Source organism: Catalinimonas alkaloidigena (genome assembly GCF_029504655.1).
GTDB lineage: Bacteria > Bacteroidota > Bacteroidia > Cytophagales > Cyclobacteriaceae > Catalinimonas > Catalinimonas alkaloidigena.
In genome coordinates this window covers 256,027-280,789 of the sequence record NZ_JAQFIL010000001.1, presented here as the reverse complement: position 1 = coordinate 280,789, position 24,763 = coordinate 256,027, and the positions used below count along the sequence as shown (strand labels likewise).

Here is a 24,763-nt window from a genome sequence, read left to right as displayed (position 1 = left end):
CTACTTTAAGTTGAAAATTGCCATCTGGGAAGGTGCTCCGAAATTAGGATGCTCCTCTCCTACAGCTTTAAAATTCACTTCATAATCATGAGCTTCAGCTACTCTGCCAGCCCAGGCTTTGAACTCAGCCCTACTCCACTCAAAGCGATGATCACTATGACGAAAAGCACCAGATTCCAACGATTCAAAAAGCTGGTTGTAATCCCGGTTGGGTGTAGTAAGCACAACTGTAGTCGGTCTTGCAAACTCAAACAACACTCTTTCCAGTGCAGCCAATCGGTTTTCATCTAAATGCTCAATGACCTCAACCAATGCTGCGCCATCAAAGCCTTCCAGTCTTTTATCTCTATAAGTCAGTGCTCCATGAATCAGATTAATCCTTTCTTTTTGTCTGGGAGCCATTTCCTGAAAATGAAGCCTCTCTTTTGCTTTTTCCAGTGAGCGATACGAGATATCCATGCCCAGAATATTTTCAAACTGCTTCTCCCGAAGCAGCATCCTGAGCAACTTTCCTTCTCCACAACCCAGATCTAAAACTGACTTAGCACCAGATGCTTTTAGCTCACTTAAGACCTGCTTTAGCCTCTCCTGATGCAGGGTCTCTTTTCTTTTGATTGTCACATCATCTTCTTCAGAGTCTTCCTCATCTGTTACCGTGTCCTCAGCCAGCAACTGCCCTAAAGCACTTTTGGTAAACCTGCCAATGTTGAGCAAATAGCGTTTGATGATCTGCTCTTTTTCAGGGTGGTTGCTCAACCAACCTTCTCCTTTTTTGAGCAACTTATTGACTTCATCTTCACTCACCCAATAGTGCTTATCATTATCCAATACCGGGATCAGCACGTACAGATGCGAAAGTAGATCCTGTAAACGAGTCTGACCTGTAAGTTTGAGATGATAGTATTTGCTTTCTCCCCATTCCGGGAAGATCTCATCCAGTGTTTGTCTTTCTACCACTATTTCATATCCCAGTGGCTCAAACAGTTTTCTGATCAGCAACTCTCCTCCTTTTGGTGCAGGCAAAGCTGATAAACTCACCTCAAAGGGCATTACTTTATCTACTGCTTCAGGCCTATTCGCACAAGTACCGTTCATCGCAGTGGAAAAAGCTTTGGCAATTGCTACGCTCATCAGAGAGGAGGCTACATAAGGCCGGTCATTGACATAATGCCCTAAGGTAAAGCCTTCACTGGCCGTATTTCTGGCATTCCTGACCAATGATATAGGGTCAATATCCAGCAGCAGAGCGACGGTGCATTTATCTTCATTTGCTTCAGGATAGAAAATATGTGCTTTGCCACTGGAAAGAGCTACCTCTTGCAGGCGATCCGGATGTTTGTGCAACAGATAACCTAAATCGGTAGCGAGCAAATATGTAGTTGAAATCGTTAGTAACATCTTTTTATCATCTTCTTCATCAATGATACAAGTGTAAGCAGTCACTACGCAATCTTTTTGCGTAGTAGAAAAAATTTCACTTTTTTGATAAAATTTTTGCTTATGCCTGTTAACAGAAATGCACTCATACGCTACAAAACCATTGACCAATGTCTGCGCAACCGCTTTCGTAAGTGGACACTGGAAGATTTAGTAGAAGCTTGTTCCGAAGCTCTTTACGAATATGAGGGTATTGAGAAAGGTGTAAGTACCAGAACTGTGCAGTTGGACCTGCAAATGATGCGCAGTGAAAAGCTTGGGTATAATGCGCCTATCGTGGTAACTGATAGGAAATACTATACTTATGAAGATCCATATTACTCTATCACCAATATTCCTCTTACCGATAAGGATTTAAACAAGCTAACTGAAGTCATTGAAATTCTTAAGCAGTTCAAGGGCTTTAGCCATTTCCATGATTTATCGGGCATGGTGCAAAAGCTGGAAGACAGAGTTTATACTGAAAAAACCAAGCAAGAGTCTGTCATCCAGTTTGAGACCAACGAAAATGTAAAAGGGCTGGAATTCATCGACGATTTATATCAGGCAATCATTCAGAAAAAAGCAATACATCTTACCTATCAGTCATTTAAAGCCCGTAATCCTCAGAGTTTCGACTTTCATGCACAGCTCTTGAAAGAATTTCGTAACCGCTGGTTTGTACTGGGCTTTAAAGGGAAAAGGCAATTACCTTTATTATTAGCCCTGGATAGGGTAATTGACATTGCTCCCTGCAACGCTCCATACATACCCAATACTCAACATGACTTACAGACCTATTTTAAAGATGTGGTAGGTGTGAGTGTGGAAATAAACGGTAGTACTGAACATGTTGAAATCTTCGTAGAACAGAAGCACTTACCCTATATTCTGACCAAACCTATTCATCACTCTCAGCAACTCAAACAGAAACTTCCCGGAGGAGGTATCATTACGCTGGATGTGCAACTGAATTTTGAGTTAGAAAAGGAGCTTTTAGGCTATGGTGAAACCATCAAAATATTAAACCCTCCCCGACTGTTTCGTAGTCTTAAAAAAAGAGTAGCCATGGCTCACCAATTGTACACCTATGACCTTCATCCCATAGTAGCTAAAGAAACCATTAAAAAAGTTGACCGCAGGGGTACTGCTGTACTGGATGGTATCTACACTACAAAAGAAGTAGAGCAAATGTGCCGGATATTAGATAGTTACAAAGCCAGTGTGGATGGACAAAACAGCACTGAAGTTTTCGCCATCAGAAAGTTGCTGCAAGAACTTCCTGTATTGAAGGAACATATTTTCAACCTTAAGCTACATACCCTCATCAAAGAAGGTATGGGAGAAGACTATTTCCTCTGCAAAGCCATCTATTTTGACAAACCATCTACTTCCAATTGGTACGTGTCTTGGCATCAGGATGTCCCCATCAATGTTCAAGAGAAAATAGAAACCGAAGGATACTCAGGATGGACCAGCAAGAAGGGCGTGATCAGTGTCAGGCCACCCGTAGATATTTTGAAGAACATGTATACCATCCGCATTCATTTGGATAAAACTACCGCTGAGAACGGCGCACTTCACGTATATCCAAAGTCTCATTTTGGCATTTGGGATCATCAGCAAATTGAACAATTTCGTCAAACCAAAACGCCAACATACTGTGAAGTAGAAGCAGGAGGAATCCACCTCATGAAACCCCTCACCCTCCACGCCTCCCAAAAAACCACCAATGCTCAATCCAGAAGAGTCATCCACCTGGAATTTGCCTCTAGTGAATTATCCAATGGTTTTGAGTGGGGGGAGAAGGAAGCAGTTATGTTTACCCGTTAATAAGATTATGGTGCTGTTTTTAAAAAACTTTTAACTGTCTGAAAAGAATAATAGTTACTAGAATCTTTCTTTGGGTTAGTAATGTTTGATATTTGCTCTCTAGATACATTTCTGGCTGTATCAGAAATGTACCAACCTAAGGGTAAAACAATCTCCCCCTTTTCTGACTTATTAGCTAACTCAAACTTAGTATAGGCAATGGGATAACTTAACTTTTTACTCAGTATTTCAGTGGTTTTGTCAACTGAAACACTCTGACGCCCCCAGGTATTCAATAGTGCTTTGGGAGGTGCGATAAGATCTATTAGAAAATCTGGATTTTTTTTCTCATTCTCAGAGTAATCATTATTTTGGATAAATATGAGCATCAATTTGACAGGCTTAAGCTCTGTATCGCTTTTTAGGCTATCCCTAACTACACTTGTCACAGCATTAAAAAGCTGAATTGCAGTGCCCATACCAGTGTTTTCATAATAACCTCCATCTACCAGATTTCCTGATTTATATTCACACCTATTTCTGATTGTTCCAGCAGGTGTAACGTAGGGAAAGCGAGAGCTTATGGAAGCTGCTACTTTCATAGCAACATCTTTTCCTGTCTCCAGATGAAAGTCAATCACATCAGGGAAAAATGTTGTATCCAGTTTCACGCTGCTTAGAACAACTTTTTGACCAGTTTCAGTAAGTGCAGAATTAACAAAAAGTCGTGGAGTATATGTGCTATCATTCTTCCAAAAACTAAGAAAATTATCTTTCATACTATTTTTCCCAGTTGTCTGTTCGTATTTGTGCGCCCAGGAATCTTCCAGATATCTTGCGCGATCAAAAAATGGTACAGGAAAAGGAAGAATAACCTGAAGAAGTTCAGGGTACATTAGGGCAGCCGTGACATTAGACAAATAATCAGCTGTAATTAAAGTATCAAATTCAGCACTCAGATTTTTTCTTTCCACACTGGAAAAATCTGATTGAAATGTATGGTAAAAGATACTTCCTACTGACCCACCGGATACGGTACTGAGGGCAAATACATGCTCATAGAATACTGGTATAGAATCACTCAACTGCTTTAAGACGCCTGCTGTCCAGTTAAGTGAACGTATGCCTCCACCTTCGGCAGCTACGATAATCAAAGGAATACTAGCACTGTCTTTAGAGGCTTTGGATTTTTGCTTAATCCAACTTTCAATATACTCAGTTAGGTCTGGTCTTTTGTCAACCAATGGGCTTGGAACGGTCCGTACCTCATGATTATTATTGATGATGCTAAAAAGTATGCTGAAAATAATTGCCATAGCAATCAAGGGGTAACGGGTACGATAATCTAAATAGTTCAAAGTACCTAGAATGAGTGTCACTGTCGTTAAACCCATAACCACAATGGTAGGAGCGCCCAGGAATACTGATGTGAATATACTAATCCATGGTAAGAAGAGAAGCAATGATAAGATAGACAAACTTATACCAATTAAGTAAGGCAAACGATATAGGTCCGGTAGGAATTTTAGCTTTCTAAGCCTATTAGTATAATAGGATAGTTGTATTCCTTTAGGGCTCCTGTATTGAAAGTCACTTTTTTCTTTTTGGTAAATCAGAATAAAAGTAAGGGTTGCCAGTATCAGGTAAATTAATATAAAGCAGAATACTGTAAAACCATGTCCGTCTAAACGTGCGGAATAAAAACCTAGCGCAGCGATAAGGTAGGGCATGGTACCTAATAAAGGAGGTAAGACTTTCGCTAATTTGAAATAAGGCCTCTCCCTTAGAATATTTTTATCAAACTTACTTCTTTGATCAAAATTATGAGCAGGTGGAGGTAAAAGTAGTAATGTACTCCTGCAAACTACCCAAACAATAATGGACCAAATCAGTAAGGCAGCGGAAAACCCAAGAATATAAATATCAAGCTTTTTAACGATAAAAGACTGAAACAAGTCTCGGGCCTGACTAGGTAGTGTAAAGGCAAGTCCACCTACTATGATCATCAGGTAAATAAACCAGATACGCTTTGAAATATCTTTGAGGTCAAAAAAGAATTCTCTTATGCCGGGTTTTGTATCCATTCTCTTTTATTTAGTTTGAAAGAACCACATGTCCAGATTTGAGATGGTTACTTTTTTGGTCCATTTCAACTGGGAGCAATTCATTATTTAGAAACAGTTTAATTCTTTTCGATTTCCATAATTTAAAGCCTTCCCTTTAACTAAAGAACTACAATCTAATAAAACAGCACTTACAATTTCTTTTTTAGTACCAAAAGTTAAGCTCATGTTTCCAAGGTTCTTGAACCCCAGTTTATGTAGTGATGGCAATCTTTCTTTCCTTGCCCAAGCCAAGGTAAGTTCAATATTATTCGCTCTTATAAATTCTAGTCTTACTTTATCCATTCTGTGGGCTAACCCTATTTTCCAAAACTTACTATCCACAACCAATCTTGAGAAGAAGGCGTAATTTCCTGTGACAGGCAATCCAAATTGATGGTAGTTTTCTTCAATTATATTGAGATTACTAATCATACAAAGGCGCGAACTTGCTATTATTTTCCCTTCATGTTCAATAACCCAATGATTTGCTTCTTTATCTAGACTATCTTTCCAACCATAGGAAATATTGACCAATTAATAAATTTGCTGCTAGGAGAATGCTCATACGCATTTACTCTAAGTTGATAGATCTCATCTAAACGAGATCTATCAGTTAAAATCCTAGGGGTGAAACAATTTTCCATAAATCTATTGGTAAATAATTTTTACTTCCTGCTACTCCAAAGTGCCATATTGAGTCTTACTTGTACATCAGTTAAAGCAATAGGATCAATGGTAGAACTTGAGGATAAGAGCTTATTAATGTTTCCTAAGGCGATTTCTAAACCTCCCTTAGCACCTCCAAGCGTGATATACATTTGCAGATCTCTCCCCTCTCCATCTTCCCGAACAGGCATTAGCTGATCATTACTGAAAAGATACCTTACGCCCAGACGAATTCCTTTTGAAGGTGTTTCTATTCCAGCATAAAACTGACTGGTTCTCTGACTATACAGATTGAACAGGAGAGCATACTCTCCATAAATAGCATCAAAAAACTGTACTTTCAGGCTTCCCCCAATATTAGCCGCTTTGTAATCTGAGTAATCATAATTGATAGTTTCTACCTGGGAAAATGTGTGATTAGGAGAAGCTATAACTAGCCTGGTATGGAAGTCAACAATATTATTATTGCTACTTTCTTGGTTGACAGATTGTCCATTTCCTTTTAAGGACAGTAAAGTAGTAAGACAAAATAAAAAGACTAAGGTAGTGTAGTGTGTTCTCATGGCTATAATAATTTTTAAGTTTAGCCTTTATGAGAAGCACTTAGAAAAGTAACCTTGAATGATCAAAAAAATTTCTTAATTTCATTGTAGAGTAGTATTACCTAACTACAGACTTGTCACTGTTACTGAGTTTACTATTAACCTGACTTCCATGATAGCCTCACTATTTCTACTACTTTGCACCTTTTCACTTACTAGTGATTCAACAGATTATGGGGATATCTACAACCATACTTATCTGGTAAAAGCTGATTCCTTAAAGGAAAGCAGGCAGTATGAGCAAGCACTAACCATCTATCATAAAGCATTAAGAGAATTTAACCATTCAGAAAAATCTCAAAATCATATTGCAACCCTTATTCTTATAGGAAGTTTGCAAACAAATATGGCAAATTATGATAGTGCTTTTTTCTATCTTGATCTTGCTTTTTCTGAGTACAATAAAAAGAACACCAGTAATAATAAGCTACTTTCTGATTTATATCTAAGAAAAGGACAAACTTTGGATAGGACCTATCAACCAGACTCTGCCCTTTATTATCATATGAATGCCCTGGAACTTAGACTTAAGATATATGATGAAATATCGGATGAGGTTGCAGAAGTACATGAAGCCATTGGAGATGTGTATAAATGGGTATTACAAGATTATTTTAATGCAGAAAGCCATTATCTGAAAGCATTAGCAATTCGTGAGAAAATCCATGAATATCATAAGTATGAAGTATTAGCCAATAATTTCTATAATTTAGCCACAACATACCGCTCAAAAGGTGAGCACGAAAAAGCAGTTACCTATGGCAGGCAGGCATTATTTTATCTTATTAAGAATAATCCTGATGATAATAAAAAAATTGCCAATTGCTATAATGCAATAGCAAATGCATTTTTTGATGCTGCCCAATTTGATCAAGCCATTACCTATTATTATAAAGCCATAAAATTGGCTCCAAAAAACGCCAAGAATACAGAAAAATATTATACCAATTTAGGTGGGGCGTATATGGAAACAGAACAATACGATAGTGCAAGAATAATCGTTAGGAAAAGTTTAAGCTTACTTCATTCAAAGGGCGAAAACGATAGCCTGAATTTAGCTTTGGCATACCAACAATTAGGTACCACATTTATAACTTCAGATATAGATTCTACTTTAACATACTATGACTTAAGTTTGAGTTATGCAGCTAAGCAAGAATTTCATGAAATGAAAATTTATATCGATAAAGCAAAGCTTTATCGCAACTTCAATCAAATAAATGAGATCAAAAAATATTCAGACCTGGCTTTAGAACTGGTTTATCGGGAAAATCTACCTGCGAAAATCAAAGATCATACAGATGCTTTGAGCTTAAAAGCTTATAGTTATGAAAAGTTATATCATCTAGAAAATGATACAGAATACTTATACAAAGCACTTAACATCTACAAAGAAATTGATCAGCTATTAGTATTAAATAGGGAAGAAGTCGATAGGGAGTTTGATAAGCTTACTCAGGCTAAAGGGTATAGAAGTCATTATGAAAGAGCGCTTAATTGTATTTATGAAATCAATAAACATAATAAGCATGATACGCTTTCAGATTTATTCTTTGTTTTTATGGAAAGAAATAAAGGGCAAATACTTGCTAATGAACTAGACAAATATCTCCATTATTCAACATCCAATATTTTACAGGCGGACACATTATTCACTAAGTCAAAAAAATTAGATGAAGAACTACACTTTCTTAAAGCTAGATTGAACAATGAAGTACAAAAGAAAGCTGAAGAGCATGAAATAAACCTTTTACAAGGTAAAATCTTTAATGCCGAGAGAAAACTTAATACAGTAAATGAATTACTAAGTATTAAGTATCCTAAGCTGATGAATATTTCATCGCAGCCAACTTTAGATTTAACTGAAGTAAAACAATATTTAGTTAAAAACAATACAGCTTTAGTTGAATATTTTTATGGTGACTCCGCTATTTACATTTACAGTTATAACCCGTCAACTAAAAAGTCTAAAATTAGAAAAACTAATGAGTTACTATCTCTAAATGAATCGTTAGATATTTTACTGAATATAGTATCTAACCCTATTGACTTAACGAACTTGAATAAAGAATTCAATTCTTTTGTTGAAAATTCAGTAAATCTTTATAATAAATTGATCAGTGAAGAAATTGATTTTCTTCGGGAAAATAATGAGCTGATCATAATTGCTGACAGAAAACTGGCATATCTTCCTTTTGAGGTGCTAGTTCGAGATAAGCCTACAGACAATGACGTAAATTATAAATCTCTTGCCTACTTGTTGAATAGGAAAATCATTAGTTACGCATTTTCAGCTAATTTATTAGCTAATGGGGTAATTGAAAGAGAGGACTATTTAAATCTGCAACCCAAGGCTCTGGTATTCAGCTACAGTAGTGATCATCAGCAAGAAGATGCGAAAGGGACTCAGATAATGGGAACATTCAATGAAGCAGAAGAAATCAAAAATAATATTGAGACAGAGATTTTTTCCGGGAAAAACGCTACCAAGCAAAATTTCATTAAATATGGAGCGGACTTTCAAATCATTCATCTTGCTGTACATGGAGAATCAGATCATAATAACCCATTAATGGGTAGGCTGAATTTTAACTCACTAAATAATAATACCTCTCCCTTCTTATATTATTATGAATTAATGACAATGAACCTAAATGCTGAGCTTGCGGTTCTGAGTGCCTGCGAAACTGGTCTGGGTAAATTTTTTGATGGCGAAGGAGTCTACAACCTTACCAGAGCTTTTCAGTACGCAGGTTGTAGATCCGTAGTCGCCTCATTATGGAGAATTGATGACATGCAAACTTCAAAGATTATGAAGTACTTTTATGAAGAAATCACAGAACAGAAAGATATTAGCACAGTCTTGAGAAATGCGAAGCTAGCGTATTTACAAGAAAGCGATGAACTCCTATCTCACCCCAGATACTGGGCTGGCATGTATCTATCAGGCCAAAAATCTCCAATTGATTTACATAAAAATAGCAATCCATATAGAGTTTTAATATTCATACTAATTAGTACATTTTTATTTTCTTCTATGATTTTTCTTTTTCAAAAATTAAGATAAGCTATACCTAAATAATTAGGGTACTTTACTTATTATTTTAACAGCTTTTTTTGATATAGGACTATAATATACCACGTCGCCATCTAGATAAGGCGCATTAGGATCATGAGAAAAGAAAGGTGGTTTACTGCCACTACATGGAATAATTTTAATTTTATTACCAACTATTCTTACCGTACCTTTTGGAAGACTTGCAAGGTTAACAAATAGTCCTTCAGCATAATTTGAATCATTTTCATCAGTAACTACTTTCTTGACCAAATAGTAATTGATTTGACTACCATCACAATCACAGCTCTTTAATTCTTGATCAGATAATTTAATAAAATCTAAATGTTCAACTGTTAGTCCTTCTTCATATTTTGCGAACATAATCTCTCCAAGATCATTTTCTATCCCATAAATTTTATTGGGCTCTGGAAATGTTTCTTTGTTCCTCGTATCAGTTACTCTTGCGTAATCTGGCCTCTTATTTTGTTTATTCGTCTGGGTATTTTTATGACTTTCTTCCATTATTAATATGGTTTATAAGTGTAGGATAATCTCTTTAGCATTTTCAGCGTAGGAGGTGTTTGACTTACTCAATTGGTCCAATACTCCTTTTGCCTTTTCCGTATCACCTGCAGAGAGGTAGGCAAGCCCCAGATACCATTGGGCTTGCGTCTTAAGCTCAGTATCATATTCCAAAAATTTATTTAATGCATTAATCGCTTTAGGTGGTTCATCATTTTCAAGATAGGCATTGCCCAAATAGAACCAGGTCAGGGTATCATTTTCTTCAGCAATCATTTGCTCAAAAAAACTAACAGCCTGGCTATAATTTTCATTGCTATAAGCCCTATAAGCCTGCTCTTTAAGGCTCTCAGTTAAAGTATCACTCCTATCTGGAGCATAAGCTAAAGCAGGATAAGGACTAAAATTATCAGCAAACAACTCCTGAGAGGTAGGTTGCTGTTCGTTCCACAGCAATATTCCCCCCACAATCAAAAGCGCTATAGCAGCGGCAATAGACCAGGGTAGCCAGTTTGTCAAATTGGTTCTATTATTTTGAAGTGATGTTCGCTCAGCCTCAGCTTCCATATCCTGAATCTTACTCCACATCGCTCTGCGTTTCTGAAATAATATTCCTTCAGACAGATTACGATATTCAGCAACAACTCTCTGCAACTCAATATTCGATGACAAGGCTGCTTCAAACTCAGCTTTTTCTACCCCCGACATATCATCATCAAGGTAGCGTTGTATGGTACTATCGTCAATTGGGTTATTCATTGAGTCATTTATGATAGCTTGGTTTTAACTACTAATTTCTTTAACCTCTGCATACATTTATACTTCTGGTTTTTAGTAGTTTCTGAGTTCTTATAGCCTAATTTTTCTGTGATATAATCTACTGATCGTTTTTCATAATACATCATTTCTAAAATATCTTTACAAGGTGAGCCAAGTTTTTCTAAACCTGTCTCAAGTTGTCTGAAATTTTCTTCACTTTCCAATATATCATTATCGGTTTTATCATAACCTAAAAGCTCGTCTTTGACTTCATGACAATACCGCATTTCGTGCCGATGTTGTTCAAAAAGCTTATTCTTACCAATAGCGAATAAATATGTTTTGATAGAGCTGGTTACATGGCTTACCTTTCCTGAAAGCACATTATCATAAAAAATCAAAAAGCCTACCTGATAAGCATCTTTCGCTACTTCCTCAGAACAATGAAAAGTCTTCTGAGCCCAATGGATAAACTCCATCCGGTAATTCTGGTAAACTTTTACAAGTTCACCTTCATTACCTTTTTGAATATGCTGAATAATTCTGTTGTCCGTTGAGGTAGTTGCCATAGATGCTGTTAATGTAATCCTATGGTCTAGGTCACCCTTCCAAAATAGAGATTTCTGTTTTGGAACAAAAGAATTTTACTTTAAATAATTTTTTTTTCAGAGACTGGGTGACCTTTTACGGTGCTTTCCATTAAGGGCAAATATTTAGTACTCCTAAACCTTTTCAACCATGAAAACACTTCATTATCTCACCTACCCATTATGCATGGTATTGTTGCTAGTCATTGCTTCTTGTAAACCAGATGATCCCTGTGAAGAAGACCCAAGCTTGTGTGAACCAGAAGACGAAATAGTCGGTCAAATAGGTAATCCGCAATTTAATCTTCAGTTCACCAATCCGGAAAGTGTTGATTTGGATCTGTATGTTGAAGACCCCAATGGTGAGATCATCTACTATGGAAATGTTTTTACTAATTCAGGTGGACAATTAGACGTAGATTGTTTATGTGGAGACTGCCCCAATGGACCCAATGAAAATATATTCTGGCCTATGGATGGAAATGCACCAAGTGGAACTTATCGTTATTGGGTAGATTATTATGGCTCATGTGGCACAAATACTACTTTCTCTAATTAACTCAAGTTGCGAATTAAAAGGTTAAATGAAGCATAGTCTGCCAAAAGATTGTTAAAGTGAAGTTACCACACTTTACCTAACAATTACATGACAGACTATACTATTGCAATATATTGTTTTATGGACGATTATTTAAAAATCAGCCAACCCCACATAGACATTCGTCGCAAAGTAAGTGATGCGGAGATATTAACTACTGCCCTGCTCTCAGCCCAGTACTTTTATGGCAACCAGCACACTACTTGTCAATACATGCAGCAACATCATGGGATGGCCAAAATAGACAAGTCTAACTTTAATCGCCATCTGCATCGCCTATCAAATACTTTAATCAGGATCTTTTTAGCATTGGGGGAGAGTCTCAAGCAACTCAACACTGCAAGTCGCTACTTAATAGATTCGTTCCCAGTAGCTGTTTGTAAAAACATTCGTATTGGGAGGTGCAAGCTACTAAAACATGAATCTTATCGGGGATACAATGCCTCCAAACGACAGTATTTCTATGGTTTTAAGGTACAGGTAGTTACCACCGCCGATGGTATACCAGTGGATTATTTGATCACGGCTGGTTCTATTCACGACAATACAGCTTTACAAGCTATGTCCCTATCCTTACCTCAAGGTAGTGAACTTTATGCTGACAGTGCTTATACGCATTATGAGTTGGAAGACCTTTATGAAGAATGCGATCAGGTGCGCCTATTGGTAGAGCGAAAATCTAACTCAAAAAGGCAGGATAACGCAGCTATGCGTTTTTTAAAAAAGCATTACAGAAAGCGTATTGAAACCTGATTCAGCCAAGTTACTGCTCGCTTTCCCGGAAAAATCCATGCAGTTACCCCACAGGGGTTCTTGCTCAAGGTCGTTCTCTTCCTATTTGCTTTTACTTTTAACAAAACATTATCCACAACTTAAATTAATTATACGCTAAGGGTCCTAAAAAATGGAAACATTGTAAGTACAGAAACTGGCTCATTGTCATCAGGAGGGTCAACTATATACACCTATATTCATTAGAATCTTTTTTACCACAAACTAATATCTCTTTACTATGAAAGCTTTATTCATTTTGCTGCTTTTAGCGGCCAGCCCTCTCTTTGCCCAAACACCTCTGGACCGAATTGAGAAAACTGACCTTTCGTTCATTGAAGGCAATGTAATTAAAATAACTGAAGAGCACATTGAGTACAAACATGCTAATAATCTGGAAGGACCGGTATATACGATTGCCAAAAATCAGGTGAGCGCCATTACGTACAGCAATGGTTTCCGGGAAGAGATAAAAGCCGTTACTTCTGCTCCGCCCACTACCCCTCCGGCACAGGCTAATTCCGCTACGCAGGCTACGAGCTACTCTCAGAACCAACCGAACTATCATCCCACGATAAACACCCAGGCAGCTAAGTATGAGAACAGCAATCCTCGTGAACCTTTGCTGGCAGGAGTGCTTTCACTGATCATTCCTGGCGCCGGGCAGGTATACAATAAGCAGTACGGTAAGGGAATTGCCATGTTTGGGGCCAATGTTGTCAGTTGGGTACTGGCTGCGAATAGTGCATACAATACTTACGACTATGATGCTTTGTACAGCGGCTACTACGAAGAACCCAATACCACCGGCACTTTTGTCTGGATGGGACTGGCAGTAGCCACCAATCTGTACTCGGTTATTGACGCTGCGGTATCGGCAAACAAAATCAATGAGCGCTACGGCCTGATCTCTCATTTGAAAGTAGAGCCTCAAACACAGTTTGTACTACACGGTAATCAGCTACAGCCTACCTGGGGTGCCAAACTAACTTATTCACTTCGCTAATTTTCAATCTTAAATACCTTAAACCATGAAAAACATAATTATTAGCAGCTTGCTATTCGTAGCCACAACAATATTCTCATCCTGTGAAGAAATAGTTGATCCGCCCGTACCGCCTGTAGAAGACGCTTCAATTGCTATAACTTCTATTTCCCCTGAAGCTACTTACGTAAAAACGATGTTAGATATTCAAGCTGATGTTTCTTTTGACACACTTTCTAATTATTCAGTCTCAATTGGAGGTGAACCCGCCGAAGTACTTTCAACAAACAGTAACACTTTATCAGTAAAAGTGCCCATTGAACTTGAACATGGAGATCATGCTGTTACTATTTCTTATAGTGGGGAGGACTTTTCCAGTCCAATTCAGCTCAGTGTACTGGATCATCGTGAGCTTACAGTAGATGGTTTGGCAATGGCCCTTAGTAGTAGTGAAGATTACCCTATTGTAGCCGTAAATGAAGAAGGGGAGATGTTGATGCCTGAGATTGATCCTGAGAGCAATACAGTTACAGGATCAATTTATATCAATGACAATATCCAGACTTATATTTCTACGGATGAGAACATGCTACCCGATATCATGACTACCAACGGCTATGTGATGTTATTTGACAATTATACGGAGACTACTTTTGATGTAGCGGTCATCAATCCTGAAGGTGAATTGATGATACACCGCGAGTTGGAGGCTTCCTTTGAAAACGGACAAAATGCCAGAAGAGCATCAGCAAGATCTATATCTTTACTCACAGCAGCGGCCTCGGTTCAACAGATTGCCGGATGTGTGCTTGGTGAACCTATGCTTGCGGCGGGCATCCCCTCAGCTGCTGTCAATGGTATAGCTCATTGCCGGTCGCCATTGGTACTGACCGCTAACGGAGCCTTGTATAATGCTCCGGATAACAGTATTGAGACTAGTGCGCCTGCATTTGGCATATTTACCGACGAACTAGGCTGTACCAATACCCTAAGCCCTCCTTTTGGCGAAACCGTAATTGACTGTGCCAATATTCTGGTAGCAGAAGGTATAGACCTTGAATTAGTATCCCGTCTCTTGCAGGACGAACAAGCAGATAATATTGAACTGGCCCGGCAAACCATGCAATATGGAGGAGGCGACGTTCAAATCACCCTCAGTTGGGACAATACAGCGGATATTGATTTACATGTGATAGAGCCTAATGGAGAAAGAATTTATTATAACTATCCCAGCAGTAGCACCGGAGGCATGCTGGATGTGGATGATAGGGATGGATTTGGCCCGGAGAACATTTTCTGGCCCACTCAGCAATCTCCGCAAGGGCTTTATCAGGTAGAAGTAGTCCATTTCAGCGGTGAATCCCCTACCAACTACACAGTATTAGTACAAGCGCTTGGTCAAACAAGGCAATACAGCGGTACTATTACATCAGGTCAATCCATTGGTATAGTGGAATTCACATTAGGAGAAACACTTCCAGAGGGAAGGTTTGAAACATCAAATATCAATGCCCGCTTGCTGAGCCCAAAAAAATAGTATATAGAAAACAGGTAGCTGTTTTACTAACAGCACCTGTTTTTTACTCATTTATGGGTATTGAAATCACTTAATAATCTGCACTATTTTAAAAAATTAACTATACTGCTATATAATGCATGAGTTTGTCACTTTCACTTTCAGACTGTTTTTTTTTATCTTCTAAAGAACCTCATACCAATTACAAATAGATGTAATGAGTAGCCAAAAAAGATTCTTAAATAGGTACATAATCACCAAATGTAGATGCTCCACATTCATTGTTAAATGATATTTCTAACGCATAAATTATATTTTCCATGAAAAATATTATACTGACTTCAATTTTATTCACTTTCGCAGGTTGTCTTTACCCTGATAAAGCTTTCTCACAAGAGCTTAAAAAAGTTGACCTTGCAGAGTCAAATTATAAAACTGTGTCCATAGCAGAGGGTCAATATAAAGTTTCAATAATCAATATGGTTCCTCGTAACAACGGTAGTTACCGAAATAATTATGCTATTTCAATAAATCTGAAAAATTTACCTGTACTCCCTATTAGCATAGAGGCAAAAAGTATTCCTAGTATGGCAGGAGAAACTGCACCTTGTGATGAATTAGCACGTTTAGAAATAAAATTGAATACAGCTCAGGACCCCCAAAATGTAGAAGACATTGTTAAAGATTTAGAGAAGCTTAAAAATAATTGTGACCGCGATAAAATAAATAAACTTATTACGACAACTGTCAATGAAAGTGATTTTGTGTATACTGTAGATAACGGGCAATACATTGAAGTTACTGTTATTGACAATAATACTACTGAAACCTGGGTCTGGAAATTTACTACCGGCCCCAAGGGAAACTGGAGAACGAGTTTTGGAGTAAGTGCCATTTCGGATATTTTTTACCCCAGGTACGATTATTACATCGGAACCAATAATACCCAAATAAAAGAAAGCGCTAATAACGACTTACTATTTATCCCATCATTATTCTTTACCTGGCTACCAAGCAAAAGAGAAAATAAAAACTTTAGTTTTGGTCCAACGGGAGGAATAGGGAGTAACTTTCAAGAAATTTCATTTTTTTTAGGATTTAACCTTACCTATAATCAGAATTTATCTTTCATATTTGGTATTGCCGGGCACCAGCAAGAAAAATTGAAAGCAAAATTTCAGGATTACATGGATAATAATTCAACAATTCCATCTCCAATTTCTGACAGTGACCTTACGACCACACAGAATGTAATAAATCCATTTTTTTCAGTCGCATTCAGGTTCAATAGAAACCCATATTCTCCTACAGATGACTCTGTAGAGTAATCTATAATCAAAGGTAAATATCATTGTAAACTTTAGTTCTAATAAACTATTTTAGTGGTCTAAATAGAACTTTGATGAATTTATTATCTAAGAAACCAATTTAGATATGACATGGGCTGATAAGCAAAAAATTCTTTTTGTTGCTGATGAGGAAAGGAACTTCCCTATGTTTGTAGTGAAAATACCAAAGGATTGGTAATGCAACAGTATTTATCTCTTAAAATTATTAAGCTTGATGTTTTGTAATGTACCCTTAAAGCATTAGTATGAATTAATATTAATGCTTTAAGGTATGTCTGAGATAGAAAAAATAGAACAAACTCTATATAAGGAAGTTCGTGCTGCGCTAAATGATAGAGTCAGTAAGGCCAAGAAAAAAATTAAGGAGGAATTCAAGCCAAGGTCTAAATATTTAAATGAAGACGAACGAAGAAGCCTCGTGAAGGAGATGAAAGCTGAGTACTTTTCTTCTTATCTCAAATCCTCACAATTACCTCCTACTGTTATAAAACTAACTCCTACCAATTTCCAATATCAATTGGAGTATTACTCAGAGGAAGCCCTTCTCAATAAATATCATAATCAAGCATTAAAGAAAGAATTAATCAACCGCTTAGCTCACTTATTTCATTTTGCTGAAATGCATGAATTTTTTAATAAGTTAAAGTTCAATATAGGTGAAAAGAAAACCCCAAGATCAACTGTGAAAAAAACTCAATATAACTTCAGGACCATCCAAAGAAGAAATAATGATAGACTTACTGATTTAACGGCTAAACAATCAGGATTACTAAAGCGGAAATTGCAGGAGAACCGCATTTTTTTAGGAGATGGATATCTAGATAAAGAAGATATTTACAGAATCACCAAGGTCACTACCGGCTATGGTAAAGATTTGGTCAAAGAAGGGTATAATATGAATAATATTGAAGATACTGATAAATTAATTGTAGGAAACAAGCTAAAGAAAATCGGTGACGATCTAATTAAGAGTGTAAAATAGGTCACTACACATGAATTGGAGTCCTCAACTCCCTTGTTCTTCGACCTCCCGGCTGCACCTTTGGGAAAAATAATAATCATTATGAATGATTTTGAAATGTTAATCCAAAGGTATTTACAACAAGCAGTTGCACCTATCATTGAACAATCTGTCAAAAAGGCGATAAGAGAATCCTTGCCCAATCACGCACTTAAAAAGAAAGATGATGATAAGGAATATCTAAACGCAAGCGAATCCGCTGCTTTTATAGGTGATACCATGAGTACTTTTTATAAGAGGATTTTTAATAAGGAGATTCCTCGGTATGGCACCCCTAAAAGGATACTGTGCAAAAAATCAGATTTAGAAGCATTTATTCTCAGAGGAAGAAAAAAGTCAAAAACTGAATTGGAAGAGGAAGCTGAAGAACTTCTTTCAAGAAATAAGAGAAGAAAATAATAAGCTCAAACTTATGTACTACAGCGAAAAAATCACTCCTGGAATCTTGAGAAAAATCCAGGAAGGGGAAGACAACCGTCACTATAAGACCAATGGTAGCAGAATCGTATTTACCAGAAATTGCAAATACTGCGGTGGAGAGTTTTGGCCCAGGCGTAAAAACCATATGTATTGCAGTGCCTCCTGCAAAGTCCAGAAATGCAATGCCAAGAAAAAGTCGAAGACTTTACCCAAAAGTACTCCTTCTCTAGCAAGCCCTACTCAGCAAACTATTGATCTGAAGGCTGTAGGTGAATCTGCTTTAGGAAGTGCAGCAGTTAGTGGTTTAAAATATCTAGCCCATGACCTTCCCCTCATGAATAAGCTGGATAAAATCATTACCGCAATTGATGGAAAAATCATCGCTAACACTCCCATCTTTACCTCTCCTTTAAATTTTCTAGGTCTTACCGATACTGGAGCAGTCATAGTTGCCCTGTTTGAAAATCCAAAAAACGGTCGCTTGCTTGCCTGTGATTCAAATAACCGTTGGATGAAACAAGTAAGCAAGCAGCCTGAGAAATGGGAGTTTATGTAATTGGCTTATCAATGCAAATATTATTGTCAGTATCTAAGTCAAATAATCATCGTTTTTATCTAATACCTCGTCTCCGAATGAGCGTAGATAATTCTTGGTGGTATTAATACTTGAATGACCAAGACTTTCAGAAATTTGCTCAACTGATACTCCATTAAATTTTAGTACGGTTGCATAGGTATGTCGTGCGGTATAGAAGGTTAACTTTTCATGCTCAGGGATTTGCAGTTCCTCAGCGATAGTACGAATATGACAATTAATTTTCTTTAACCACCCATGAATACGATACCTTTCTGTTTTGTGCGTTATTCCTGGGGCTAAAACAGGCAAAATGTAAGGGTCATTATCAGCATACTCCTGAATGATTTTAGCAATATGATCTTTTACTTCAATACTAATCTTGGAAGGATTTTGATTGCTTCTTTCTGTTTTCTGTCGTTCATAAACTAACCTTCCATCAAAGAAATTTGTATCCCACCTTAGCTTACACATATCTGTAAAGTTCATACCTCTGAGATAATAAGAGAGTGCGAAAAAATTAATACAATCTTTCTGTTCAGAATTTAGCTCAGCAGGATAGTCGATGATTCGTAACATATCATTTTTTGAGAGCGCAATTTTTTGTGAAGAACCATTCCTGATTTTGAATTCTTTAAAAGGGTAAAAATCCTGCTTTACTATTTTTTCCCTGATGGCTCTATTGTAAGCTGCTCTTAGCGATCTTAAGTAGATACTTATGCTGGTTTGCTTTACTCCTTTGAGTTTTAATGATCTTTCAAATTTTTGCAGAAAGGCTACTGTTATATCTTCAAACTTAAGACTCCTGTTTCTGGTGTATTTCTTAAGTTCAGATAATACGTTTTTGTAGGGTCTGGCAGTACCTAACCTTCCTTCTTCTTCAAAAGCATCAGCAATACTTTGCAAATAGGTATATACGGTGTGCTTAGTTTCTCTGCCAAATAGCTTTTCCTCAAATTGGTAAAAAGAGAATTTACCTTCACTCTGTAATTCACTGATGATAGCCTCTGCCTTAGTCTGGATAGCATTTAGTTTGATGTTACCTTCTTTATCTTTTTTGTAACGTCCAGTAGCATTATCAAAATTAGTCTCGGTGGTTGACAACTTGATGGAATATTCTTTTTTATCCCGGTCATAAACAACCCTAAGATAAATGGGCAGTTTTCCATCGCTCTTCTTCCGGTACTTTGGAGCTACTATTTTTACGGTGACTTCTTTTACCTTCGCCATATATTTTTCTTTAAAACAAAGGTAATAAAAATTTCACCAACATTTTCACCAACATTTCAGCTTAATACAGGAAAACAAGGGAAAATAGTATTCGAATTATGCAAATTAAATTCATTGATTATCAGTTATTTACATAATACATGAAAATATGTATTAGAATAGTAAAATTAATAAAAACTGCCTTCTAAGCAGTAGGTTCCAGGTTCGAGTCCTGGCGGGATCACTTTAAATCAGCCACTTACGATCAAAATTGTGAGTGGCTTTTTCTTTCAGTCTCAGATTGTAGCTGAACATTTATTTCTCAGCCGATCTTCACATTTCACACATTTCATTAGCTTAAATCGATACCATCCATATAATATTTGTAAGGCTGCCGACACTTTGTCATTCTCTTTCCTACCAACAAATAATTACTTGAATATCCTTCCATGAAGACGATAAGCAATAAGCTTTAAAATTTATCAGTAAAAAATATATGTAATATCACTTTTTAGATATTTTATATTATTAATTTTATTTATTGATAAATGTAAATTTATGCGTGTTAAGACCTGCCTACTAATAATTGTTTGTTTTTTAATTTTCCATCCTTCTCTCAATGTCTAACAGTTCATGACAAAATAATTCCTGATAAGCATATTTCTCTAAATAATAGATTTGCTGGCGCAGTTTCTATTCATGGGGACTATCTCGCAGTTGGGGACTATCTGCATGACTCTCTTAGCTATAATGGTGGAATGGTATTGCTCTATCAACGTAAGGGAGAAAACTGGAGGCAGATTGCTACTTTTTTTCCTTCTGACCCTACTGATGAAGGCTGGTTTGGTCAAAGTATAGAGCTTACAGAGAATTACTTATTCGTAAGTTCCCCTCAAACACCTCATATATATATATATTTGCGAAGGGAAGTGAATGGAGCAGTGGTACAGAAGACCGTAAAATAAGCTCTCCAAATCAAGAAAATTCATTTGGACACATTATCAAAGAAATCCCTAATCAACAAGAATTGCTTATCACTGATCTGTATACACGTAATGGCGTAGTGTACTTATACTCTACAGATTCTGACTGGAAAACTGGAAATATAAGCTATATAGCTCTGGATCCGCCACATGACCCTTCCTACAGGGCTAGAGATTTTGGCCGAAGTTTAGATGTTAGCGAAGACTTGCTAGTAATTGGGGCTCCTGGTTCTGACAGTGGTCGTGGTCGTGTTTTTGTTTATAAAGATATGAGCAGCAGTAACTGGACTAACTTGCAACACCAGGCAACGCTGACTTCTTCTTCACTGACAGAACAGAACCCTTATTTTGGTTACAGAGTGAAAATCATGAAAGGGAATATTTTTGTTCAGTCCAAAGTTCCCTATTCTCTTAAAATCTTTCAATTTAAACCTCGAGCAATTTGGCAGGATACTATTTCTGATACTACTTTTTACCTCTCTAATACATCTCCCTATCCTCTAGCCAATAATTTAATTGCTCATGATTCCACATTACTATTTATTGCCAAAACTGAGGACCAAATCAAAGCATATTCTTTTCGCTTGACACCTGAGAACACTGTGCTTACACAAGAAGCTCCCCAGCTTCTGTATACCGAAAAGTATTTTCGCTATTCACCCAGTAAGGTGGATGTGGACAGTAACGGCAATTTAGCCATAGGCTACGAAAATGATCCTACGGGCATCCATAATGGAGGAGCTGTTTGGGTAATTCCTAAACCATTAGATCAATGGATGTTTAGCCAAAAAAGTGAAGTTACTACTACTTATTTTTCTACTTCCCAGGATTATTTTGGACACTCCTTACTCAAAGTGAAAGATCGTTTATTCGTAGGGGCGCCTCGGGATAAACGAAGCTACTTCTCCTCGGGATCGGTGCAAGTGTATAGAAAAGATGCTATGGGCTGGCAAAAAGAACACGAAATTCTTGCGGACTCAGGTTCCTTAAGTCTGGGAAATTCTTTTCAATTTCAAAATGACACCTTGTATGCTACAGATAAAAACTCCATCAGGCTTTATAAAAAAGAAAGCGATTGGCAAAGTTGGTCATCATTAAAAAAAATTAGTCTTCCTGACTCACTCACAATAACTAATTTTGGAGATAATATCAAAATTGAAGGCTCATTATTAGTAACCACCGGTCAGGTACATCTTCCTAAAATGGCTATTAAAAACGCGCTTTTTATATTTGAGAAAAGCCACCATAAGTGGGAGTATCAACAGTTTTACCTTTTACACAACTCGAACCCTCTGGATAAACAATTCGCAGTATCATTAGACATACATAAGCAAACTATACTTGCCGTTGATAGAGAAGGGTTTATCATTGAGAAAAACGAGAATGGCCTATGGGAAACTACCGCTAAACTTATCCCTAATGCCCCTCCAAATGGTCACCGATTTGGACATTCGGTAATTTTGAAGCACAATCTAGCACTCATAGGTGCCAGTGGCTTTGGAGAAAGATATGAATACAATAAGGGAATCGTATATGTTTTTCAGAAAACTGACTCAAGCTGGCAAACAACTTACGAGCACCAAGTCATCCGGCCTAAGGAGCCACTTGAACAGGAACGCTTTGGGACTTCCATGGCTCTCATGGGAGATAAATTAGCCATTGGCGCTCCGGTAGTTAATTATGTTTATGATAAAGCAAATTTCACTGAAGTGCCTGGCTCAGTATATATCTTCCAGGTACTGGATTCCAGTTTCAACCAGTTCATAGAGTTGGCAAAGATACAGGGTGATATGAATACTCTCGGGGATTTATATGGACAATCCCTATTGATGGAAAATGATACTTTAATTGTAGGCGCTCCCCTTGACAGTCATGAAAATGGGAGTTGGGGAGGCGCAGTATATCATACGCCCATTACCGCATTGATGGCGATCAACGAGAATTCTATCGTTGAGACTTATTGTGCTACGGATACGCTGGTATACCTGGAAGTAAATGTAACTGGTGGGGTATGGAAGGGTGCAGGTATTATTGATTCTCAATCAGGCACTTTTAGTCCGATAAAAGCAGGAGCAGGAGAATACAAATTACTTTACCAAACACATGATTGTAGTTATAGGGAATTGAGAACAGTCAAAGTTTTACCTCAACCCCACATTGAGTTTCAGCATGATAAAGAATTATGGCTTTGCAATGAAGAGTATATCCCGCTTTCCATTGCCCCTATGGACTCACTTAACTATCAATGGTTTTATTTAGCGGAAGACTCAAGCAAACCTAAGGCATTAGAAAGTGACACCTCTCAGATTCAGGTTAACCAGCCCGGAAAATACTGGATACGTATACACAGTCAATGCTCATGGCCAAATTCCGATAGTATAGAAATAAGTAGGCCTCAAGCTCCTGTTTTACAGCTTCCCGCTCAGCAATATGCCTGCGATCCCTCCCCCATACTGAGTATTGACAACTTTAATCAGAACTATACTTATCGCCTATACTGGCAAAACAGCTATGGTGACTTTCTACAATTTCAGGAAATAGACAGAGCAGAATACCATATAAGTAGACCAGGTAGCTATCAATTGTTAAGCAACTTTAACTCCTGCGAGTGGACGTCTGAAACTTTTACTATACTGAAAGAAATTGAGGACTTTAATATTACAACTGAAGCTGCCAACACAGAAAGCTGTTATCAGGATCAGTGGTTCAAAGCACCTCAGGGAGAACAATATAGCTATAGCTGGAAATGCTATCCTGAAGAAGATGACCAGGCAACTACTATAGGCAGTGCCTATAAAGTACTGGCTGACAAAACTGGCTATTATGAAGTCACTATCTATTATGTCCAGTGTAGCTGGGCTTCCGACAAACAATACTTTATCAGAAAAGAAATAGACGGGCTGGCTGTGACTCCGGAAGCCACTGAGATAGAAGCCTGCGCACAGGAACTCTGGCTGGAAGCACCGCTTCAGGAGGGCTTTACATATACCTGGAACTACTACAGTGAAGAAGGTGAAATACCTATTGCCATAGGAAATGAAAACAAACTACTAATAGAATTGACTGGATATTATGAACTTAATATCCGCTACGGGCTGTGTGACTGGAAGTCTGAAAAGAAGTACGTTAAAATACACGAGCCCACCGTCATAGAAGAAATGGGCAATGTAATTACGCCTAATGGCGATGGAGTCAATGATACCTTTGGCATTCCGTTGAATAACACCATCAAATACGAGCTTTCTATTTTCAACAGGCTGGGAAAGCTGGTATTCCAAACGCAAGATCCTAATGCCCGTTGGGGTGAAAGTTGCGCTGCGGGTGTATATGTATGGAACCTAAGCTATCAAAATATTTGTGATCAATCCCCAACGCACAAGAAAGGAATGCTATCGATTGTCAGAAGAAAAAACTGACTTAGAGAGGCTTAAATCCATGAATATTAATTGATCTAAGTTGTTATTTATAACTTAACATATTTGATCGATCTGAGAGCCATGATCGTTAAAAGGCTTTACAACAGTATTTTTGTTAAGCATAGGTATCGCTGTTTTGAAGTGTGGTAACCTCAAAAATATGATACTCGGCCATATGATAACCCTACTTTTCATAGGTAGCAACTTGAATTATTTAGATAACCCATCATAATCAAGACCCAAACTCCAGCCCATAAGCTCAAAGCAGCCAGAACTTATTTTTGTTCGCCTTTTGCCTGGCTGGGATTTGCCGTGCAAGCATAAATACACCAGGAAGATATTTTTATTCATTTACCATCTGAGCTAAGTAATATAATTGCCTACCCTATCAGAA

At 37.5% G+C, this 24,763-nt stretch carries 19 protein-coding genes and 1 pseudogene; 12 read left to right on the top strand and 8 right to left on the bottom strand.

All coding sequences use genetic code 11. The annotated features are described in order from the left end of the window. Nucleotides 1-1,443 carry a 3' terminal RNA ribose 2'-O-methyltransferase Hen1 gene (locus OKW21_RS01165; RefSeq protein WP_277476525.1) on the bottom strand — a complete coding sequence of 481 codons (1,443 nt, stop codon included), beginning with the start codon at nucleotides 1,441-1,443 and terminating at the stop codon, nucleotides 1-3. Between the two features lie 57 nt (nucleotides 1,444-1,500). On the opposite strand from OKW21_RS01165, the gene OKW21_RS01160 reads away from it, so the two are divergent. After that, on the top strand, nucleotides 1,501-3,249 hold the full coding sequence (locus tag OKW21_RS01160) for a phytanoyl-CoA dioxygenase family protein (RefSeq protein WP_277476524.1): 1,749 nt from the start codon (nucleotides 1,501-1,503) through the stop codon (nucleotides 3,247-3,249). Between the two features lie 5 nt (nucleotides 3,250-3,254). On the opposite strand, the gene OKW21_RS01155 is transcribed toward OKW21_RS01160, so the two are convergent. The 3 genes from OKW21_RS01155 to OKW21_RS01145 all read right to left on the bottom strand — a co-directional run bounded on the left by OKW21_RS01155 (nucleotide 3,255) and on the right by OKW21_RS01145 (nucleotide 6,562). After that, nucleotides 3,255-5,312, bottom strand: a complete 2,058-nt coding sequence (locus tag OKW21_RS01155) for a patatin-like phospholipase domain-containing protein (RefSeq protein ID WP_277476523.1) — start codon at nucleotides 5,310-5,312, stop codon at nucleotides 3,255-3,257. Between the two features lie 87 nt (nucleotides 5,313-5,399). Further along, nucleotides 5,400-5,867, bottom strand: a complete 468-nt coding sequence (locus tag OKW21_RS01150; protein WP_277476522.1) for a hypothetical protein — start codon at nucleotides 5,865-5,867, stop codon at nucleotides 5,400-5,402. 131 nt (nucleotides 5,868-5,998) lie between these two features. Further along, the gene (locus OKW21_RS01145) at nucleotides 5,999-6,562 is read right to left on the bottom strand and encodes a hypothetical protein (RefSeq protein ID WP_277476520.1); all 564 of its coding nucleotides are present in this window, start codon (nucleotides 6,560-6,562) and stop codon (nucleotides 5,999-6,001) included. Between the two features lie 151 nt (nucleotides 6,563-6,713). Here OKW21_RS01145 and OKW21_RS01140 point away from each other — a divergent pair, with 151 nt between their 5' ends. Continuing rightward, a complete protein-coding gene (locus OKW21_RS01140) occupies nucleotides 6,714-9,668 on the top strand; it encodes a CHAT domain-containing protein (RefSeq protein ID WP_277476519.1) in 2,955 nt (984 codons plus the stop codon). Nucleotides 9,669-9,683: 15 nt separating this feature from the next. On the opposite strand, the gene OKW21_RS01135 is transcribed toward OKW21_RS01140, so the two are convergent. Genes OKW21_RS01135 through OKW21_RS01125 form a run of 3 tightly spaced genes read right to left on the bottom strand, consistent with a single transcriptional unit; the run spans nucleotide 9,684 to nucleotide 11,509 of the window. After that, nucleotides 9,684-10,181 carry a hypothetical protein gene (locus OKW21_RS01135; RefSeq protein ID WP_277476518.1) on the bottom strand — a complete coding sequence of 166 codons (498 nt, stop codon included), beginning with the start codon at nucleotides 10,179-10,181 and terminating at the stop codon, nucleotides 9,684-9,686. Between the two features lie 12 nt (nucleotides 10,182-10,193). Then, nucleotides 10,194-10,940, bottom strand: coding sequence for a tetratricopeptide repeat protein (locus OKW21_RS01130; RefSeq protein WP_277476516.1), 747 nt, complete (start codon nucleotides 10,938-10,940; stop codon nucleotides 10,194-10,196). Nucleotides 10,941-10,948: 8 nt separating this feature from the next. After that, nucleotides 10,949-11,509, bottom strand: a complete 561-nt coding sequence (locus OKW21_RS01125) for a sigma-70 family RNA polymerase sigma factor (RefSeq protein WP_277476515.1) — start codon at nucleotides 11,507-11,509, stop codon at nucleotides 10,949-10,951. 169 nt (nucleotides 11,510-11,678) lie between these two features. Between OKW21_RS01125 and OKW21_RS01120 the strand changes: the two genes are divergently transcribed. The 8 genes and pseudogenes from OKW21_RS01120 (at nucleotide 11,679) to OKW21_RS01085 (ending at nucleotide 18,743) form a co-directional block, all read left to right on the top strand. Beyond that, the gene (locus OKW21_RS01120; RefSeq protein ID WP_277476514.1) at nucleotides 11,679-12,086 is read left to right on the top strand and encodes a YfaP family protein; all 408 of its coding nucleotides are present in this window, start codon (nucleotides 11,679-11,681) and stop codon (nucleotides 12,084-12,086) included. An 87-nt stretch (nucleotides 12,087-12,173) separates the two neighbouring features. After that, a pseudogene (locus tag OKW21_RS01115) lies at nucleotides 12,174-13,001 on the top strand (IS982 family transposase). Between the two features lie 136 nt (nucleotides 13,002-13,137). Continuing rightward, a complete protein-coding gene (locus OKW21_RS01110; protein ID WP_277476512.1) occupies nucleotides 13,138-13,902 on the top strand; it encodes a DUF5683 domain-containing protein in 765 nt (254 codons plus the stop codon). A 25-nt stretch (nucleotides 13,903-13,927) separates the two neighbouring features. Further along, nucleotides 13,928-15,418, top strand: coding sequence for an IPT/TIG domain-containing protein (locus OKW21_RS01105; RefSeq protein ID WP_277476511.1), 1,491 nt, complete (start codon nucleotides 13,928-13,930; stop codon nucleotides 15,416-15,418). 299 nt (nucleotides 15,419-15,717) lie between these two features. Beyond that, nucleotides 15,718-16,725 carry a hypothetical protein gene (locus OKW21_RS01100; RefSeq protein ID WP_277476510.1) on the top strand — a complete coding sequence of 336 codons (1,008 nt, stop codon included), beginning with the start codon at nucleotides 15,718-15,720 and terminating at the stop codon, nucleotides 16,723-16,725. A 292-nt stretch (nucleotides 16,726-17,017) separates the two neighbouring features. After that, the gene (locus OKW21_RS01095; RefSeq protein ID WP_277476509.1) at nucleotides 17,018-17,728 is read left to right on the top strand and encodes a hypothetical protein; all 711 of its coding nucleotides are present in this window, start codon (nucleotides 17,018-17,020) and stop codon (nucleotides 17,726-17,728) included. Between the two features lie 81 nt (nucleotides 17,729-17,809). Continuing rightward, nucleotides 17,810-18,166, top strand: coding sequence for a MerR family transcriptional regulator (locus tag OKW21_RS01090; RefSeq protein ID WP_277476508.1), 357 nt, complete (start codon nucleotides 17,810-17,812; stop codon nucleotides 18,164-18,166). 13 nt (nucleotides 18,167-18,179) lie between these two features. Continuing rightward, a complete protein-coding gene (locus tag OKW21_RS01085; protein WP_277476507.1) occupies nucleotides 18,180-18,743 on the top strand; it encodes a hypothetical protein in 564 nt (187 codons plus the stop codon). A 33-nt stretch (nucleotides 18,744-18,776) separates the two neighbouring features. Here the strand turns inward: OKW21_RS01085 and OKW21_RS01080 are convergent, their stop codons facing one another. Next, nucleotides 18,777-19,991, bottom strand: coding sequence for a site-specific integrase (locus OKW21_RS01080; protein ID WP_277476506.1), 1,215 nt, complete (start codon nucleotides 19,989-19,991; stop codon nucleotides 18,777-18,779). Between the two features lie 569 nt (nucleotides 19,992-20,560). Between OKW21_RS01080 and OKW21_RS01075 the strand changes: the two genes are divergently transcribed. Both OKW21_RS01075 and OKW21_RS01070 read left to right on the top strand, forming a co-directional pair. Beyond that, nucleotides 20,561-20,935 (top strand): hypothetical protein, encoded by a 375-nt coding sequence (locus tag OKW21_RS01075; RefSeq protein WP_277476504.1) that lies wholly within the window; start codon nucleotides 20,561-20,563, stop codon nucleotides 20,933-20,935. A gap of 62 nt (nucleotides 20,936-20,997) precedes the next feature. Then, nucleotides 20,998-24,369, top strand: coding sequence for a T9SS type B sorting domain-containing protein (locus tag OKW21_RS01070; protein ID WP_277476503.1), 3,372 nt, complete (start codon nucleotides 20,998-21,000; stop codon nucleotides 24,367-24,369). The last annotated feature ends 394 nt before the right edge of the window (nucleotides 24,370-24,763 follow it).